Here is a 17,802-nt window from a genome sequence, read left to right as displayed (position 1 = left end):
GAAAGAAAACGCCCTCGCCATGGCGGAGGCGACCGGCAATTTTCCTCTTGGCAGAGTAAAGCAACGCTAGAGCATTTTCAAGCGTAGGGAGCCGCGCGGAAGAGCCGCCTCAAACCGCGGCGAGGGTAGGTTTTTTCTCTTGAAGAAACCATCGATAGACTTCAGCGATGCCGTCTTCGAGCTTTGTCTTCGGCTGCCAGCCGAGGGCGGCCAGCCGCCCTGAATCCATGAGTTTGCGCGGAGTGCCGTCAGGCTTGCCGGCGTCGAAGACGAGGCTTCCTTCGAAGCCGACGACGCGGCCGATCGTCTCGGCGAGATGGCGAATGGTCACGTCCGAGCCAGCGCCGCAATTGATCGGTTCGTCGCCGTCGTAGCGGTCCATCAAGAACACGACGGCGTCGGCCAGGTCGTCGACATAGAGGAACTCCCGCAAAGGCGTCCCTGTGCCCCACACGACCACTTCACTCTTGCCGGCCTCCTTGGCCTCGTGGAACTTGCGAATGAGGGCCGGCAGCACGTGACTCGTCGACAGGTCGAAATTATCGTTTTGACCATAGAGATTGCAGGGCATGACCGAGATGTAGCGTCGCCCATATTGGCGCCGATAGGCTTGACACATCTTGATCCCGGCGATCTTGGCGATCGCATACCACTCGTTGGTCGGTTCGAGCGGCCCGGTCAGCAGCGCCTCTTCCTTGATCGGCTGCGGCGCGAATTTAGGATAGATGCACGACGATCCGAGAAAGACCAGCCTTTCGACGTCGGCCTGATGCGCGGCCTGGATGACATTTGTCTCGATGACGAGATTTTCGACCAAGAAGTCAGCCGGGTAGGTGTCATTGGCAAGAATGCCGCCAACCTTGGCCGCCGCCAGAATGATGACATCGGGCCGTTCCCGCGCCACCCATCTCCGCACGGCGTCCTGTTCGCGCAGATCGAGCTCCTCCCGGCCGGCGGTGAGAACTTCGGCGCCCTCCCTGGCGAGCCGGCGCAGGATGGCCGAGCCAACCATGCCGCGATGCCCGGCGACCCAGATCCGCCGCTTGGCGCCGGCTTTAGCCGAAAACGTGGTCATGACGCCTCCTTAGACCCGGCCGCGCTTTTTCATCACGATCAGATCACTGGCGACCATTTCCGACACGAGCTGCGGGAAAGTGGTCGTATGCTTCCAACCGAGCTTCTGGAACGCTTTGGTGGGATCGCCAAGGAGCAGATCGACCTCGGTCGGACGAAAGTATCGAGGATCGATTTCGACGAGGCATTTGCCGGTCTTGGCGTCGAAGCCGCGCTCGTCGACCCCGGTCCCCTTCCAGCCGATTTCGACGCCGATCTCGGCGAAGGAGCGTTCGACGAATTCGCGAACCGTATGGGCCTCCCCGGTCGCAAGAACGTAATCATCCGCTTCAGGCTGCTGCAGAATGCGCCACATTCCGTCTACATAGTCGCGGGCATGGCCCCAGTCGCGCTTGGCGTCGAGATTGCCCAAGAAGAGCTTGTCCTGCAGGCCCAGATGGATCGCGGCGACGGCGCGGGTGATCTTGCGGGTGACGAAGGTCTCCGCCCGGGTCGGCCCTTCATGGTTGAACAGGATGCCGTTCGAGGCGTGCATTCCATAGGCTTCGCGATAATTGACCGTGATCCAATAGGCGTAGAGCTTGGCGGCGGCATAGGGAGAGCGCGGATAAAATGGCGTCGTCTCGCTTTGCGGGATTGCTTGCACCTTGCCATAAAGCTCCGATGTCGAAGCTTGGTAGAAGCGCGTTTTCGCGCCGAGATTGAGGATTCGGATCGCCTCCAGAATCCGCAGCGCGCCGACAGCATCGGAGTTCGCGGTATATTCCGGCGTTTCGAAACTCACCTGCACATGGCTTTGCGCGGCGAGGTTGTAAATCTCATCGGGCTGGACCTCCTGGACGATTCGGATGAGATTGGTCGAATCGGTGAGGTCGCCATAGTGCAGGAAGAAGCCAACATCCGATTCATGCGGATCATGGTAGAGATGATCGACGCGATCGGTGTTGATCAGCGACGACCGCCGCTTCACCCCATGCACGATGTAGTCTTTCGACAGAAGGAGTTCGGCGAGGAGGGCGCCGTCCTGCCCCGTGACGCCAGTGATCAAGGCGACCTTTTTTGAAGTCATTCGCGGCAAATACCTTTAAAATTGTTTGCAAATTACTTGCAGCTCCAGCGGATCGCTCCGCCGATTGTGCATAGCAAAAGCACTAGCAGAAAAGCGAACTGGTGGCCAGACGTCCCGGCGCATTGAATCGATTGCGCGAGAAAGATCGCGGCTCGATCGGCGCGCTTAAACCAAGTGGGTCACGGGAGCGGCGTCCGAGGCCGCGCTCTGGCTCTCTCCCTGCGCTTCGGCGACAGAGACGGCGGTCATGTTGACGATGCCCCGCGTCGTCGTCGAAGGCGTCAGAATATGGGCCGGTTTTGCGGCTCCGATCAGGATCGGGCCGACCGGCAGGGCGTCTGCTATGACCATCGTCATCGTATAGGCGATATTGGCCGCGTCGAGATTGGGCATGACGAGGACATTCGCTTCGCCGGTCAGGCGCGAAGAGGGCAGCACGCGGTCTCTGATCGCTTGAGACAAAGCGGTGTCGGCTTGCATTTCGCCGTCGACCTCGAGTTCGGGCGCGCGTTTGCGCAGAATTTCCAGCGCCTCGCGCATTTTCACGGAGGAGGGCGCCTCGTCCGAACCGAAATCCGAATGCGATACGAGGGCGATCTTCGGCTCCAGGCCGAACCGCCGTACATGGCGGGCGCACATCAGCGCCATTTCCGCGATCTCGAATGCGGCGGGATCATGCCGGACGTGGGTATCCGTGAGAAAAAAGGCGCCCTTGCTGGTGATCATCAGGCTCATCGCGGAAAATTCGGTCGCGCCAGGAACGAGACCGATGATGTCCCTGATGTGGCGCAGGCGGGATTTGAAGCGCCCGTCGAGACCGCAGAGCATCGCATCGGCATCGCCGCGCTTCACGGCGATCGCCGCGATCACGGTCGAATTGGTCCGCACCAAGGTGCGCGCGGCGTCCGGGGTGATCCCGCGCCGTCCGGCGCAGGCGAGATAGGTGGCGACATAGTCGCGATAGCGCGGATCGTCCTGCGGATTGACCAGCTCGAAATCGCGCCCGGGGCGCACCGAGAGACCGAACCGCTCGAGCCGCGTTTCGATGACTTTTGGGCGGCCGATGAGAATCGGCTTCGCGATGCCTTCCTCGACGATGGTCTGGATTGCGCGAAGCACCCGCTCATCCTCGCCTTCCGCGTAAATGACGCGCCTGGGGTCGGCCTTGGCGGCCTGCAGCAGGGGCTTCATGATGAAGCCGGAGCGGAACACGAAGCGCGACAGCGTTTCTTCATAAGCGGTGAAATCGGCGATCGGCTTTCTCGCGACGCCGCTCGCCATGGCCGCTCTGGCGACGGCGGGAGCAATGCGCAGGATCAGGCGCGGATCGAAGGGCGAAGGAATGAGGCTGTCATTGCCGTAACGGCGGGTCTGTCCGCCATAGGCCCTGGCGACGACGTCGGAGGGCGGCTCATGCGCCAATTGCGCGATCGCCCGCACGGCGGCGAGTTTCATCGCCTCATTGATGGTCGAGGCGGCGACATCCAGGGCGCCGCGAAAAATATAAGGAAAACAAAGGACGTTATTGACTTGATTGGGATAGTCGGAGCGCCCGGTGCAGATCATCGCGTCCGGCCGCGCCAAGATCGCTGCCTCCGGCTCGATTTCGGGCGTCGGATTGGCGAGCGCCATGATCAGGGGCCGCTCGCCCATCTCCTTCACCATGTCCGGCTTTAGGACGCCGCCGGCCGAAAGGCCGAGAAAAACATCGGCGCCGCCAATGACATCCGCGAGACCGCGGGCGTTAGTGTCCCGCGCATAGACCTCCATGCGGGCGTTCATCAAGGCCGCGCGGCCCTTGTAGACGACGCCTTCGATGTCGGTGACGAAAATATTCTCGCGCTTGGCGCCGAGTTCGACGAGAAAATCAAGACAGGCCAGCGCCGCGGCGCCGGCGCCGGAGGTCACGATCTTGACGGCGTCAATGGATTTGCCGGAGAGCTCCATGGCGTTCAAAACCGCCGCGCCGACGATGATCGCGGTGCCGTGCTGATCGTCGTGAAACACCGGGATCGACATGCGCTCGCGCAGCCTGCGCTCGACCTCGAAACATTCCGGCGCCTTGATGTCCTCGAGATTGACGCCGCCGAAGCTCGGCTCCAGCGCGGCGATGATGTCGACGAGGCGGTCGACGTCGTTCTCCGCGATCTCGATGTCGAAAACATCGATTCCGGCGAATTTCTTGAACAGGACCGCCTTGCCCTCCATAACCGGCTTGGCGGCGAGCGGACCTATGTTGCCGAGGCCGAGCACAGCCGTGCCATTGGTGACGACCGCGACGAGGTTCTGGCGAATGGTCAGCTCAGCCGCGGCGGCGGGGTCGGCCGCGATTGCGAGACAGGCGGCGGCGACGCCGGGAGAATAGGCGAGCGCAAGATCGTGCTGCGTCCCCAACGGCTTCGTCGCCTGGATCTCGAGCTTACCGGGACGCGGCGAACGGTGGTAATGGAGCGCGCTCGATGTCAAGTCGGACGTGACGGATCGGGCCATGGACACTCGCTATCGGAACTTCTCGCACGCAATACGCGGACCGCGCCGCGAAGTCCACAAGGCTAACGGGCTTGGGGGCGTGGAGATAAGCCCTTATAAGGCTGCCGAACGAAATAAGGAGCATTCATGGCCGCCGACGGAGCAAGCCAAGTCGCGATCCTGCGCGACGTCGCGAGCCTGCGGGCGCAGGTCGCGCAATGGCGGGCGCAAGGCGAAACAATCGCCTTGACGCCGACCATGGGCGCGCTTCATGCCGGACACGTCGCGCTGCTGCTTGAAGCGAAGAGATGCGCGCGTCGGAGCGTGATGTCGATTTTCGTCAATCCGACGCAATTCGCGCCTACGGAGGATTTCGAGAACTATCCGCGCAGCCTTGAGGCCGACGCCGCCAAGTTCGCGGCGGCCGGCGGCGATGCGCTCTTCGCGCCCAGCGTCGAGGAAATGTATGGGGAGGGGTTCGCCACAAAGATCGTCGTCGGCGGACCCGCCGAGGCTGGCCTTGAGGATCGGTTCCGGCCGACGCATTTTTCAGGCGTGGCGACGGTCGTGGCGAAGCTGCTCAACCAGTGCCGCCCCGATGTCGCGATCTTTGGCGAAAAGGACTATCAGCAGCTCAAAGTCGTGACTCGCATGGCGCGCGACCTCGATATCGATGTTGCGATTCTCGGCGCTCCGACTATTCGCGAACCGGACGGCCTCGCTCTGTCCTCGCGCAACATCTATTTGTCGGCGCAGGAGCGGGCGGCGGCGCCAAATCTTCATGCCGCCCTGGCCCGCTGCGCTTTTGACATCAACAGCGGAATTTCAATTGACGCGGCGTTGGCGGCGGCCAAAGCCAGCATCGCGGCAGTTGGTTTCGAGGCGGATTATGTAGAGGCGCGCGACGCCCAAACGCTGGCGCCGATCGCCAGGCGCGAGGATGGCCCGATGCGCCTGCTTGCGGCGGCGAGGCTCGGCAAGACGCGGCTCATCGATAATATCGCCGTGTGAGGCGCAGTCCGTTGCGTTGCTTTCGGACGAACCCAAACCCCGCGGTTCCCAAACGGAATGCGAGCAGACGACATGAATGTCCGGCAACAAATCGTTCGCGCAACCATTCGCGGCAGAGTCCAGGGCGTCGGCTATCGCGCCTGGGTCGTGCGGGAAGCAGAGCGGCGCGGAGTGACGGGCTGGGTGAGAAACCGTTCGAATGGCGACGTCGAGGCCGTCTTTTTCGGCGAGCCGGAAGCGGTCGAGGCGCTCTGCGCAGCCTGTTGGCGCGGGCCTCCGCTCGCCCGGGTCGAGGGGATCGATGTCGTCGCAGCGGATGAGGCCGCCGTTGGGGAGACAGGCATGGGATCAGGGTTTCGTCAGATCGCCACGCTTTAGGATGCCAGCAGCGCTTCGGCCGCGCAGTTCGCCGGCTCGAGCGCCTTCGCAATCCTCTCGAATCGAAAGGCGCTCGCTTTCATGCCGGCGTCAAAGGGCCAAAGCCCAATCGAATGCAGCGGTTGGCCGTAGGCTCGTCAGGGAGTGACGTCGATCCCGGCCCCCTGGCAATGGGGCTGTTTGAACTGACTCGGATCGATGGCCGCAGTGGGGTAATAGGAAATATTGTCCGCTTTGACGCCGCCGGGGATCGATGCGTCGAGGGCGGCGAGATGGCGCATGCGAAAGGCGATGGCGTGATCCGCGCAGGACGTGTCGCCGCTCACTCCAAGGCCGCCGATGACCTTGCCGCTTTGATAGAGCGCGACGCCGCCGCCGAAGGTGATGATGCCGCCGGGGGTTTGGCCTCTCCCTCGCCCTAGCGATCCTTGACCCAGGAAATCGGGATTGAAGGGATTCGAATTGTTGAGGCCATAAAGCGATCCGCCCGGCTGGGTCGGGCCATAGAGATTGGCGGTCGACAAGGCGAGGGCGCTATTGCTGAAATCATTCGCGGTGCCGGCCTTGGCGATGGCGATGGCTCGGCTTCCGGGCCACGGATCATTGCCGGAGTTGATCACCGAGCAAAGTTGTCCCTTGCGGTCGACGATGGCCGACCACATGCGGTTGGGCGAGAATAGGCCGCCGTTCTTGTCCGGATAATTTGCTGGATTGATCACGACCGCGAGCTGCGATTGAACCTTGTTTACGGTCGCCGCCGCTATGTCGCATGCCTGCTCATCGGCAAATGCCGGCGTGCAGAGCAATCCGAGGGTGAGCGTAATGAGAGCTTTTTTCATGGCGTCCTCCGTGAAAATGTTATTGGTCCATGCGCCAGAAAATCGCCCGTCGGCGGATCGATTTGGGCGGGGAATCTGAACGATGGCGCAATTGTAGGTTGCTGCGGGAGGCTATTCGAAGCCGATGGCAATGGTCAAGACTCTGCTTAATCGATTCCGAGGTCCGATTTTCAGGCTTTTCAATAGCCGTCGCCGCGCCAGTCCGCGAAAAGGCGCTGGATGCGCGTCTTGGGTTGGCGATTTTCCCTGAAGGATGCAGAGGGCGATCAGAGGCGAGCGCGTGCGGTCGGATGGCCGGCGTGGTAAGGCAAGAGGGATTTTAGGAGCAACACGATGCGGCGGATTGCGTTTCCCATGGCCAGTTTCATCCTTATGGGCCTCGCTCTGGCGGGCTGCGACAAATGCGGCGAGCCGGTCAAGTTTAATCTCCCGAGCCTTCCCAGCGCCTGCTACGACGCTCCGCGCGAAAAGTGAGCGCGTTTTTCCGCATGGCGCAGAAAGCCAAATTGTTTGGCCGCAAGAGGGGAGAGGAAGGCGGCGGCACGTCCGGCGAGGCCGCGCCGGCGCGAACGCAATATTATCGGAAACGCGCCGCGACCATGCGGGTCAGCGCGTTCGGCGGCAATGATCTCGTGAAACATGGCGCGTCGCGCTATGATTTGCGCGACCCCTACCATATTGCGATCGATTTGAGCTGGAGAGACTTCGCCCTCGCCTTCGTCGGCGCGGAACTCGCCATCAACACAGTCTTCGCCTTGTTCTATCTCGCGAGCCCAGGGTGCATCGCCAATGCGCGGCCGGGCTCCTTCTTCGACGCCTTTTCTTTCAGCATCGAGACTTTGGCGACGGTCGGTTACGGGGTCATGGCGCCGGTGACGCCCTATGGCCACGCGGTTTCAACCGTGGAGATCGTTTGCGGAATGGCCTTCACTGCGATCATGACAGGTCTCGTCTTCATTCGTTTCTCGAGGCCTAGGCCAAAAATCCTCTACGCCAAGCAGGCGGTCATCACCAGCCATAACCGTTCGCCGACCCTCATGCTTCGGATAGCCAATGGCCGCCTGACCCTGCTCACCCATGCCTCCGCGCGGCTTGGCGTGCTGTTGTACGAAAAGACCGCCGAAGGCCAATCTTTTCGGCATTTGCACGAACTCCATTTGTCGATTTCCAGCCGCCCCTTCTTTCCGCTGACCTGGACTTTGATGCATCATATTGACGCCAAGAGCCCCCTCTATGGCTATGACGCCGAACAATTGGCGCAGGCCGACGCGCAACTGTTCATGACAATCGAGGCGCGCGACCACGCGCTCAGCGCTTTCGTCTATGACCTGCACATCTATAGCCACGCCGATATTTTATTCGGCATGCACTATGCCGACGCCGTCATGATCGACGATCAGCGGCGCTCCTTCGCCGACCTCCACCGCTTGAGCCTGGTCGAACCCGACGAGCCGGGCGCGCCTTGCGAATCCTGACCAATCATTCACTCTGGCGCGTTCTCGATCGGATCATATTGTTTGGCGTCGAAGCCGAACAGGTCGAACGAGCGCTGCATATGCGGCGGCAAGGGGGCGGTGACGTCGAGCGCGCCGCCGCGCGGATGCGGCAGAATCAAGCGACGCGCCAGGAGATGCAGCTTGCGTTCGACGGAGTCGGGGATCGTGCGCAGCGGATCGTTGCGGCGCGGGTCGTTCTTCGGCTTCAAGCCATATTTGGGATCGCCGATGATCGGATGGCCAATCGCCTCGGCATGGGCGCGCAATTGATGCGTGCGCCCGGTGATCGGCTTCATCGACAGCCAGGCCAGCCGCGGCGCGACTTTGTCGACTGTGGCGTAATAGGTCACCGAATGGCGCGCATCCTCCTCGCCGTGGCTCGCCACCCGCATTTTTTCGAGTTTCGCCCGCGCTTCGGCGCCCTGGCCGGCCGGCCGCGCTTCGCCCCTCTCGCCGCCCATGCCTTCGCCCTTCGCCAGATAAAGTGAGATGCGCCCTTGCGGCGGCTTGGGCACGCCTTCGACCAGCGCCCAATAGATTTTGCGGGCCTGGCGCGAGCGGAATATGGCGCCAAGATCGGCGGCGATCCGGCGCGTCTTGGCGACGAGCAGGACCCCGGACGTGTCGCGATCCAAACGATGAACGAGCATCGGCCGGTCGCCGCGCTCATTGGGCAGCGAAGCCAGCATCCCATCGATATGCCGCGTCATTCCGGAGCCGCCCTGGACGGCGAGGCCGTAAGGCTTATCGAGGACGATGAGGTCGCTGTCTTCGTAAAGGATCATGTCGCGGAGAGCGCGCTGATCGGCTTGCGAAATCTCAGGCGCTGCGGTCACAGCCGGCGCGGCGAGATTCAAAGGCGGCACGCGCACGTTTTGGCCCTGGGCAAGGCGCGTCGCCGTTTTGACCCGGGCGCCGTCGACGCGGACCTCGCCGGTTCGCACGATCTTGTTCAAATGCGACAGCGAGAGCGAGGGAATCCGCCGCTTGAACCAGCGGTCGAGGCGCATCCCCTCTTCGTCTTCGCTTACCTGAAATGTTTGCACGCTCACAAGATAGCCTCCGGAGCATGATCGCGGAATCGATCATGCTCTTTCTCCGTATTTTTGCAATTTTTAGCGCAGGATCTCGTCCTCACGCCATCCGCCTCTAAGAAATCCCTGGCGGCGCGGACGACGTGCGAATGGGGCGATTATTTGAGCTCCGCCGCAATCGGCGGGAATTCGCAGCGCCAGCAGGGGTTGTGCAGAGCTTACGGCATTGGCCGCACAAGATCGCCTTCGCGCAGGAAGGAGCCGGCGCGGGCGACGACTGTGTCGCCAGCGGCGAGCCCCTCGCGGATCTCGGCGTCATGACCCTCGAGGAGGCCGACGCTCACCCGCCTCGTCTCGATGCGGTTGTCGCGCACGACCTGCACGATCGAGCCTTGCGGCCCATAGAGGATGGCGGAAAGCGGAACCGCGGCGCCGCAACTGCGCCCGGTGTCGATTGCGACCGTCGCGAAGGCGCCGGGCTTTGCGCCGGCATTGCCGCGCATCTGGATGCGGGCGCGCCCGACTTGCGTCCGGGGGTCGATCTCGGGAAGAATCAGCCGGACCGTTCCGGCGATTTCAACCGAATCCAGCGTTTCGATGTGGGCGGTTTGGCCTGGTTTGACCTTTGCGAGCGCAGCCTGCGGCAGGTCGACGACAAGCTCCAGTTCGCCATCGCGAATAATGCGAAACATCGCCTCGCCGCGGGCGGAGACCGGCATCCCAACGGGCAGTTGACGATAGGTCAAAACGCCCTTCGCGCCTGCAGTCAGCGTCGCCTTGGCCGGCGCGCCAGGCATCCAGTCCGGCCGCACCAGTTGAGCGAGCGGCTGGCCGACTCCGACCCAGGCGCCATCTTCGACGAGAATCTGGGCGACCTGAAGCCCCTCGGCGTCGGGGCGCACGAGGACCTCATCGCGCGGCGCGACAATGCCGCTCAATTGTAAAGTGTCGACGAAACACGCGGCTTTCGCCTTGACGACGCTCACCGCCATGCTCGCGGGGTCAGCCGGACCGGCCGCGCGCGTCGCGCTGGGAATGAGGAGCGTCGCGAGGGGCAGGGCGAACGCGAGAAGAGCTCGGCGCCAGCGATGCGGGATCATGTCGCGCGAGGCGTGCTGTCTCAAGCTAAGCCCTTCCCGGAGCGATGACGGCGGCGCGTCGAAAAATCCGCGCAAAGGACGCGAGCGAAGAACGAAAGTGGCGGAGGTTGGAGGCCTCGCCCGGAATCGAACCGGGGTGCAAGGATTTGCAGTCCTCTGCGTAACCACTCCGCCACGAGGCCTCCGTGCGACGAGCATCAAAGCCTGCGCCCGAGAGGCTATAGCAAAGGAAGCCGCGCGGGCGCAAGAAATGCTTCTCGAAAAGCAAAGGAGGAGCCGACCGAGGCCTCGGCTCGTCATGGCGTCGGGCGGCGGGCTCGTCGCGCGCGACGCGGCGAAGATTACCGCTTTGCAAAGCCGCGGCAAGCTTGCTATATGCCCATCCACTCGCTTCGCGCGATCCCTGATAGCTCAGCTGGTAGAGCAATCGACTGTTAATCGATCGGTCGCAGGTTCGAGTCCTGCTCAGGGAGCCATCCGACCGGCTTTGATTCTTTGAATCGGAGCGATTTCTTTTCAATCAGATGAATCGATCCGATTGGATCCCGCCGCCATGGGCGCTCGCTGCGCGGAAGTTTGGCGCGAGCGCCGCTTGAAGGTTCGATCGATCAAAACAGAAGGCCTTGCGCCTTGTTCATGCGCGTTGCGGCGGTCTTTGTGCATATTGGCTTCGCGCCTTGCGCGGCGGATGGAGCGGCCGGCATTTGCACCTGCGGCGAATCATTGGCGACTTTGTTCACTTCCGGGCCGATTTCAAAAAACGAGAGGACGTCGTTCTCGGGCGGTCGCAGCAATCCGAAAGCCTCATCCGCGCGAATTTCATCCGGATCGAGCCAAATGTCGATATCAGCCGATTCGAGGATCGCGGGAAGGCGTTCATGGATGGCGGCGGTCGCGCCATTGGCGGCCGTCGTGATGATGCAGGCGGTATCCTGCTCCTCGCCATTCGGACCTGTCCAGGTTTCCCACAGACCGGCCAGGCCCAAGGGCGCGCCGTCCTGGCGGTGAAAGAGATAGGGTCTGCCGGCTTTCGCTGTTTTGGCGGGCCGGCGCCATTCATAGAATGCATCGGCAATGAAAAGGCAGCGGCGGCGCTTGAAGGCGCTCCTGAAGCTCGCCTTGGTCAAGAGCGTTTCGCTTCTGGCATTGACAATGAGAGGGAATTGTTTGGGATCCTTGACGAATTGCGGGATGAATCCCCATCGGACAAGGATGAGGCGCCGCTCGATTCTCCCTCTCGAATCGAACGCGGCGCGTAGGATTGGAACCGGCTGCGTCGGGGCAATATTATAGCGCGGCGGAAAATTCGGCTGCTCGACATAGCGGAAAAAGCTCCGCATCGCCTCGGGCGGCAAGGTGATGGCGAAACGCCCGCACATCAGACTTTCCTTAATCTCTCGCTGACGGCCGATTTCAAGGTCATTCGCAGCCAGATGTCGGATAGAGCGCTTTCCGTTTCGGCGGAATCAGAAAGCAGCTCTAGGTCTTTGTTTTGTCGCATTTTCTTAACGCGAACCGGTATCCATTTCGCTCGGAAATGCTCTAATATGATGCGCCGCGGTCGATGGCGAGGACAGCCTGATGCAGATTTTTTTCGTTGAAATCAAGTGCGCGCTCGGCCGCACCTATGAGGTCGCCAATGCTCTCGCTCAAGCCGAAATCGCATCGGAGATCTATTCGATCGCGGGCAGCTACGATATCCTCGCCAAATTCTATGTCGGCAAGGAGGTCGACATCGGCCGGTTCATCGGCGAGAGACTCCACGTTATTCCAGGCATTCTCGACACCAGGACGATTATCGCCTTCAAGGCCTTCTAAGAAAGCCGCGCTGAAGGGAAAGCCAGCCATCCTTATTCGGCGGTAGCCTCGAGGCAGGCGCAAAACTGTTCGAGACAGGCCTTGCGCTCAAAAATCTGGGCGAGCTTGCGCCCATCCCCCAGCGCCGGATGACCGCCCTCGGAGAGGAGGCGCCCGATCTCGGCCGCCATCGCGACGCTATCGCCGGCCGGGACAAGGATGGCCGCCCCGTTCAAGACCTCGAAAAGTTCGGTCCCCGCATCGGCCGTCGCAAGAACGGGCTTTCCGCTGGCAAGCATTCCGCCGAGTTTCGAGGGCAGCACCAGATCGGCGGCTCCCTGGCTCTGCGGCAACACATGCAGATTGGCTAGGTTCAACAGTTCGCAAAGCCGCGCTTCCGGCTGCAGCGGCAGGAAATGGACGGCGCGCAGGTCAGCATAATCGCGCATGAGGCGCTGCTTTTCGGGGCCGTCTCCAGCAATGACGAAATGCAGGTTGGGCTTGCCGGCGAGCAGCCGCGCCGCGTCGAGAACGACTTCGAGAGCCTGTTTCGCGCCGACATTGCCGGCATAGAGAATCACGAAATCGGCATCGCTCAAGCCAAGCTCGCGGCGGAATCCATTTGGCCCGTCGAGGGGTTTGATTTTGCCTAAGTCGACCCAGTTGCGGACGATGCCGATCCGGCTCGGCTCGACGCCCTTGGCGATCAGGCGTTTGCGCATTTGTCCGGAAATCGTGATCACGCCAGTAAATCGCCGGAGCAGCCAGGATTCGGCTTTCGCGACGCAGCTCTTTAGCCAGCCCCCTTTCAGATGACCGACCGCGAAGGCGGCATCGATTTCAAGGTCTTGCACATGGAGAATGACGCGCGCGCCGAAAAGTCGGGCGAGAAGCGCGACGGGAGCGACGAATAATGTCGGCTCGATGCATAGAACGAGGGCTGGCCGGGTTCGGACGATTCGCCAGAGCGCCACGGGCGCGGAACTCAAGGCGAAGCTGGCCGGCGCCACGAGGCGCCAGATCCCGCGCATCTCGGTGCGAAGCACAAGCGGGCAGCGCAAAACCTTGACCCCATCGCGCATTTCGCTCGCATAGCGCAGAGCGCGAAATGGCGGAGCGACGCGCCAGCCGGGGTAATGCGGCGGCGCCGTGACTACCGCCGCATCATAGCCGCGCTCGGCCAGATAGGCGCCGATTTCGCCTGTAAAGCGGCCGACGCCGATCATTTCAGGGGCATAATTGATGCCGTAAATCAGGATCTTGCGTTTTGAGTTTGCATTGGCGGATGGCGGCATAGAGATTTGACACCTGATTGGACGAAAATAAGTCGAGAGGCGATTGCCCTTACGACCGACGGAGGGCCAACCTATGGTTTCCATTCGTTTCAATGAGGTGTCGCAGCCTTTGCCGCTGTGACAAATCGCGCTTCGCTATCTTCTTATTCGAGTCGCGGGGGCCCCGTCCGGGATTGGCGTGAGCCGATTCGTTCGATGATTGCGCCCAGACGACTTATGGATAGCCAATGGTTGGCGAGACGGCGATGGCCTCGCGCCAACCCTTTTGACAAACGCCGGACTTTGCCTTTGCGGTCTCTGGCTGGGCCGCGTCGATCGCCGCGCGATCAGCGCACCGTCTGAACCGTGGTCGTGCCGACCTGCGTCGTAACCGACGTCGACGGCGTCGCCGGCGTGACCAAGGTCTTGCCGCGCAGAGCGGCTCGCGCGACCGAGGAGGCTGTGGCGGTGTCGGCCGCATTGATTGCGGTTACCGAGACGTTATTCAAGAAGAACAAGAACTTGTTGACTTCGACTTCGGCGGCGTTGGCGACGAAGATAATGTCCTGGTTGCGCATTTGCAGCCGCGTGGCGAGGAAATAACCGCCGGGATCGCGGAAGCTGACTTGGAAAATGATCGGAACAAGGTCGCCTTGGAACCGGTTCACGTCCGCGCCAAGCAGTTTTGCGACCTCTCTAGGCTCCCTCCGATAGAGAAATACGGCGCCTGGGTCCGCGCGCGCGTCTTGCAGCCCACCGGCCTTGGCCACCGCTTGGGCGAGATTGATCCGCCAAGCGTCGAAATTGAATTCGCCTTGCGAGCCAAGAGAGTCGATCGCGCCGGTCGCGCCGAAGGCGAGGAATTTCTGCTGCTCGCGATAGACATAGATCCGATCGCCTGGCTGGATATAAATATTGTTCGAAGCGTTCATCACCAGATTTTCGAACGGCACCGTAGCCCGGCGCTTGTCTCGTTCCAGCATGACCCAGGTTTCATAACCTTGTCCTCGGATGCCGCCCGCCCGCGTTATAGCGTCGAGAATGCGGTCTCCCGCGCCGGTGGCGGGAACGGCGAATCGAAGCGGAGTGTTCACTTCGCCGACGACGCTGATCAGCGAGGTCCGCTGCTGCGATAGGGTCACAACGGCTTGCGGCTCGATCGCGCGGTTCTTGATCTTTTCAACGATCGCGTCTTGAACCTGGACGTTGGTGCGTCCGGCGGCCCGGATCGTTCCGGCGAAGGGTATGCTGATATTGCCGTCGTTATCGATCACCTGTTCCGGCAGATTCACGAAGTTGCCGGGACGCACGCCCGCCTCCAACGGGATGAACAAGCCGCCCGCCGCCGCCTCGAAGATGGTGACGGCGACAATATCGCCGATTCCGAACTTGATGTCTGACGATGGCCGCCGGTCGGTAAAGGTGCCGGCAAGGCCCTTTGGCTCGTAAGCCGCGAGAATGTCGATTGTCTCGGGGGTGAGCTTGACCAAAGCATAGGGAACGGTCTCAGAGGTTTCCTTCAGGACATCGACGGAGGTTGGCCCGGCTATGGGAAAAAATGAGCAGCCGCCGACACCCAGGAGCGCAAGGGCGAGCAAGGAGATCGAGCCCGATCGAAAGGCCAGCATGAACATTATCCTTCTTAAACCTCACCAGAAGAGATACCCCGTGATCGCCCCGCGAGCCAGAAAAACCTACGAGTCTTGTTTGGGTAAACGTACAGTATATGAAAACCTGTTACAAATTTAGCACAGCTTCGCCGAGGGACTGCGCGCGAAAAGGGTTGCAAAGGCTTTCCCTTGGCGGAAAGCAGACGTCAAGCACCCATCTTGATTTGTATTACGCGGCTTTCTAAACTTTTGGCCCTGATTATTTGCCAGGCTATCAATACAAACATCATGACAGATCGCAATAGCGTCGATCATTATCAATGACCGCCAGTTTACGCGCAGAACTATCATTATCTCTTTCAATATAGTTAAGCTGTGACAAAATAGGCATCGGCTGCCTTTCCTATTTATATCCTGATAAATTAATTATATCACAGCCGACAAGAGGAGCCGCGCGCTCCGGGCGAACAGGCCAAGGGGCTGCGCAGCATTTCCCAAAACTCCGGCCAAAAAAGGCCCGGCGCGGATCTTTGGCAAGATTTTCTGCTTTCCTTGCGCCCCAAGAGGAAAGGGCGATTGGCGCCGCATCCAGCGGCCTGTCGGAGCAGGAATTGCCAATACGCTTGGAAAAATAGGATAGAGAGCCTTGGCCATTGGCGCCCGCCCCCACATCGCCGTTATTGGAGCTGGCCCGGCTGGGTTGATGGCGGCCGAAGTCCTCGCGCAAGGCGGGGCTGCCGTTTCCGTCTATGATCGAATGCCGGCGCCCGGACGCAAATTTCTGCTCGCCGGCCGCGGCGGGCTCAACCTCACCCATAGCGAGGATTTTGACGCCCTGATCCTTCGCTATGGCGCCGCTGCGCCGCGGCTCAGGCGCGCAATTGAAGCTTTCTCGCCAAATGCGCTTCGGGCATGGTGCGAAGGGCTTGGCCAGACCACCTTCGTCGGAACGAGCGGGCGCGTTTTTCCGCATTGTTTCAAGGCCTCGCCTCTCTTGCGCGCCTGGCTCAATCGTCTCGGATCGATGGACGTCGCCCTCCATCCACGCCATCATTGGTCGGGCTGGGACGACAACGGGTCGCTTGTCTTCATAGGGCCGGAAGGGCGCATCAGGCTGACGCCGGACGCCGTGGTGCTGGCTTTGGGCGGCGCAAGCTGGCCGCGCCTTGGCTCCGATGGCGGCTGGACCGGCCCTGTGGCGAAGGTCGGCATCGCCGTCGCGCCGCTGCGGCCGGGCAATTGCGGCTTTATCGTCGGCTGGTCTGAATTTTTTAAGAGCCGCTTCGAAGGGCAGCCGCTGAAAGGAATCGAACTTTCGTTCGGCGGCCAGACTGTGCGCGGCGACGCGATCATAACCCGAACCGGGATCGAGGGCGGCGCCGTTTATGCGCTGTCGGCGCCATTGCGCGAGGTCATCGAAGCGGATGGCGAGGCTCGGCTGCACATCGCGCTCCGTCCCGATCTCTCCGAGTCCGACCTGGCGCGACGGATCGAGGCGCGAGACCGCAAGCAATCGCTATCGACATTCCTCCGCAAGGCGATGAAACTGGCGCCGGCGGCGATCGCCTTGCTCCAGGAGGCGGCCCACGCATCGCCCGAGCTCTTGTCGTCGATGACATCGGCGCGGCTCGCGCAATTCATCAAAGCCGCGCCCATACGCCTTGTCGGCGTCGCGCCGATCGAGCGGGCCATTTCCACGGCGGGCGGGATTCATTTCGACGAACTCGACGCCAATTTTATGCTGGCGCGCCGCCCCGGAGTCTTTGCCGCTGGCGAAATGCTCGACTTCGATGCGCCCACGGGGGGCTATCTCTTGCAGGCCTCTTTCGCGACTGGCGCGGCGGCCGGTCGGGGGGCGCTGGAATGGCTCGGCCTTCGCGCGGAGGACGCGCCGCCGGCGCGCTGATTCACGGCGAAGGGGCAAGGCGGCGGCAAAGCTCGATGCAGCCTGTCACGCCGCGTGCGTGTTCTCGTCCTCGCCGTCCTCGCCGGGCTGATCGAGAATGTCCAGGAGCCGGCGCGCCCGCATCTGGTCTTGCGGATCCAAGGCCGCCACTTTTTCCAGCGCCGCGCGGCCTTCCTCGATCCGGCCGAGCCGGGCGAGCAACCATCCCGTGGCGCGCAAGGCGAATAGAAACAGACGCGGATCGCCATCGAAATTGGTGAAATTGGCATGTTCCGAGGTCACCAGGCGCCAGTCGCTCGGAAAGCCATTGCGCTTGGCCGCCTCGGCGACCCAGGCTTCGACATGGGGCAAAGCCGCGTCGAGCCGGCGCCGGTAGTAATAGAATTTGTAGGCGCCGTAGCGGACCGCGAGATGGTCCGGCGCGATCTCGAGCGCGCGGATGATATGCGCCTCGGAAGCGATTTCGTCGTCCCAGCAAAGCCCCACCGCATGCAGCGCGCGCTCGGCTTCAGCGGGAAGGTCGCCGCCGTAATAGCGCCTCTCAAGCCATTTTTCGTCGTCCATCGCGTCCTGACCAATGTTGCCTCGCGCCCAAAAGGAGCGCTTTAAGTCGCATTCCTGCGCGCGGGCTAAGTAGGCTCCCTTTGCGCGGCGGGCAAGTGTGGCGATTGGCGCATAAATTGATTATCGGGACCGCGCCGGCTTACAACGCGAAAAACCTCCTTCGAGACGAGGCGTCTGCTAA

At 61.7% G+C, this 17,802-nt stretch carries 16 protein-coding genes and 2 tRNA genes; 7 read left to right on the top strand and 11 right to left on the bottom strand.

Annotated features, from left to right (window positions below):
* Positions 1–109: 109 nt before the first annotated feature.
* The 3 genes from fcl to DL86_RS07035 all read right to left on the bottom strand — a co-directional run bounded on the left by fcl (position 110) and on the right by DL86_RS07035 (position 4,633).
* Positions 110–1,075 (bottom strand): GDP-L-fucose synthase, encoded by a 966-nt coding sequence (gene fcl / locus DL86_RS07045; protein ID WP_036259745.1) that lies wholly within the window; start codon positions 1,073–1,075, stop codon positions 110–112.
* Positions 1,076–1,084: 9 nt separating this feature from the next.
* Positions 1,085–2,143: a GDP-mannose 4,6-dehydratase gene (gene gmd / locus DL86_RS07040; protein WP_036259743.1), complete on the bottom strand. Its 1,059-nt coding sequence runs from the start codon at positions 2,141–2,143 to the stop codon at positions 1,085–1,087.
* A 165-nt stretch (positions 2,144–2,308) separates the two neighbouring features.
* Positions 2,309–4,633, bottom strand: coding sequence for an NADP-dependent malic enzyme (locus DL86_RS07035; RefSeq protein ID WP_036259742.1), 2,325 nt, complete (start codon positions 4,631–4,633; stop codon positions 2,309–2,311).
* 126 nt (positions 4,634–4,759) lie between these two features.
* Between DL86_RS07035 and panC the strand changes: the two genes are divergently transcribed.
* Complete coding sequence (gene panC, locus DL86_RS07030) at positions 4,760–5,623, top strand: pantoate--beta-alanine ligase (protein WP_036259741.1); 864 nt, start codon at positions 4,760–4,762, stop codon at positions 5,621–5,623.
* 72 nt (positions 5,624–5,695) lie between these two features.
* Entirely contained in the window at positions 5,696–6,001 is a 306-nt protein-coding gene (locus DL86_RS07025; RefSeq protein ID WP_036259928.1) for an acylphosphatase, read from the top strand.
* Between the two features lie 137 nt (positions 6,002–6,138).
* On the opposite strand, the gene DL86_RS07020 is transcribed toward DL86_RS07025, so the two are convergent.
* Positions 6,139–6,840, bottom strand: a complete 702-nt coding sequence (locus DL86_RS07020) for a heme-binding protein (protein ID WP_036259738.1) — start codon at positions 6,838–6,840, stop codon at positions 6,139–6,141.
* Positions 6,841–7,173: 333 nt separating this feature from the next.
* Between DL86_RS07020 and DL86_RS19730 the strand changes: the two genes are divergently transcribed.
* A complete protein-coding gene (locus DL86_RS19730) occupies positions 7,174–7,314 on the top strand; it encodes a hypothetical protein (RefSeq protein WP_156964521.1) in 141 nt (46 codons plus the stop codon).
* A 14-nt stretch (positions 7,315–7,328) separates the two neighbouring features.
* Positions 7,329–8,315 carry an ion channel gene (locus DL86_RS07015; RefSeq protein ID WP_051952905.1) on the top strand — a complete coding sequence of 329 codons (987 nt, stop codon included), beginning with the start codon at positions 7,329–7,331 and terminating at the stop codon, positions 8,313–8,315.
* Positions 8,316–8,323: 8 nt separating this feature from the next.
* Here the strand turns inward: DL86_RS07015 and DL86_RS07010 are convergent, their stop codons facing one another.
* The 3 genes from DL86_RS07010 to DL86_RS07000 form a co-directional block, all read right to left on the bottom strand.
* On the bottom strand, positions 8,324–9,388 hold the full coding sequence (locus tag DL86_RS07010; RefSeq protein WP_036259737.1) for an RluA family pseudouridine synthase: 1,065 nt from the start codon (positions 9,386–9,388) through the stop codon (positions 8,324–8,326).
* Positions 9,389–9,588: 200 nt separating this feature from the next.
* Positions 9,589–10,494 carry an efflux RND transporter periplasmic adaptor subunit gene (locus DL86_RS07005; protein ID WP_245276284.1) on the bottom strand — a complete coding sequence of 302 codons (906 nt, stop codon included), beginning with the start codon at positions 10,492–10,494 and terminating at the stop codon, positions 9,589–9,591.
* Between the two features lie 84 nt (positions 10,495–10,578).
* Positions 10,579–10,652, bottom strand: a tRNA-Cys gene (locus DL86_RS07000).
* Positions 10,653–10,870: 218 nt separating this feature from the next.
* Here DL86_RS07000 and DL86_RS06995 point away from each other — a divergent pair.
* Positions 10,871–10,946: transfer RNA gene (locus tag DL86_RS06995), tRNA-Asn, on the top strand.
* A gap of 132 nt (positions 10,947–11,078) precedes the next feature.
* Here the strand turns inward: DL86_RS06995 and DL86_RS06990 are convergent.
* The gene (locus DL86_RS06990; protein WP_036259735.1) at positions 11,079–11,849 is read right to left on the bottom strand and encodes an SOS response-associated peptidase; all 771 of its coding nucleotides are present in this window, start codon (positions 11,847–11,849) and stop codon (positions 11,079–11,081) included.
* A gap of 202 nt (positions 11,850–12,051) precedes the next feature.
* Here DL86_RS06990 and DL86_RS06985 point away from each other — a divergent pair, with 202 nt between their 5' ends.
* Positions 12,052–12,288: an Lrp/AsnC ligand binding domain-containing protein gene (locus DL86_RS06985; RefSeq protein WP_036259733.1), complete on the top strand. Its 237-nt coding sequence runs from the start codon at positions 12,052–12,054 to the stop codon at positions 12,286–12,288.
* A 32-nt stretch (positions 12,289–12,320) separates the two neighbouring features.
* On the opposite strand, the gene DL86_RS06980 is transcribed toward DL86_RS06985, so the two are convergent.
* Both DL86_RS06980 and DL86_RS06975 read right to left on the bottom strand, forming a co-directional pair.
* Entirely contained in the window at positions 12,321–13,562 is a 1,242-nt protein-coding gene (locus DL86_RS06980; RefSeq protein ID WP_036259732.1) for a WcaI family glycosyltransferase, read from the bottom strand.
* 326 nt (positions 13,563–13,888) lie between these two features.
* Positions 13,889–15,169 carry a polysaccharide biosynthesis/export family protein gene (locus DL86_RS06975; RefSeq protein ID WP_084572776.1) on the bottom strand — a complete coding sequence of 427 codons (1,281 nt, stop codon included), beginning with the start codon at positions 15,167–15,169 and terminating at the stop codon, positions 13,889–13,891.
* Between the two features lie 628 nt (positions 15,170–15,797).
* On the opposite strand from DL86_RS06975, the gene DL86_RS06965 reads away from it, so the two are divergent.
* Positions 15,798–17,057: a BaiN/RdsA family NAD(P)/FAD-dependent oxidoreductase gene (locus DL86_RS06965; protein WP_084572763.1), complete on the top strand. Its 1,260-nt coding sequence runs from the start codon at positions 15,798–15,800 to the stop codon at positions 17,055–17,057.
* Between the two features lie 45 nt (positions 17,058–17,102).
* Here the strand turns inward: DL86_RS06965 and DL86_RS06960 are convergent, their stop codons facing one another.
* The gene (locus DL86_RS06960; protein ID WP_036259729.1) at positions 17,103–17,621 is read right to left on the bottom strand and encodes a hypothetical protein; all 519 of its coding nucleotides are present in this window, start codon (positions 17,619–17,621) and stop codon (positions 17,103–17,105) included.
* Between the last annotated feature and the right edge of the window lie 181 nt (positions 17,622–17,802).

It is taken from the genome of Methylocapsa aurea (assembly GCF_000746085.1).
Classification (GTDB): Bacteria; Pseudomonadota; Alphaproteobacteria; order Rhizobiales; family Beijerinckiaceae; genus Methylocapsa; species Methylocapsa aurea.
This window is presented reverse-complemented; position numbering and strand designations above follow the sequence as displayed.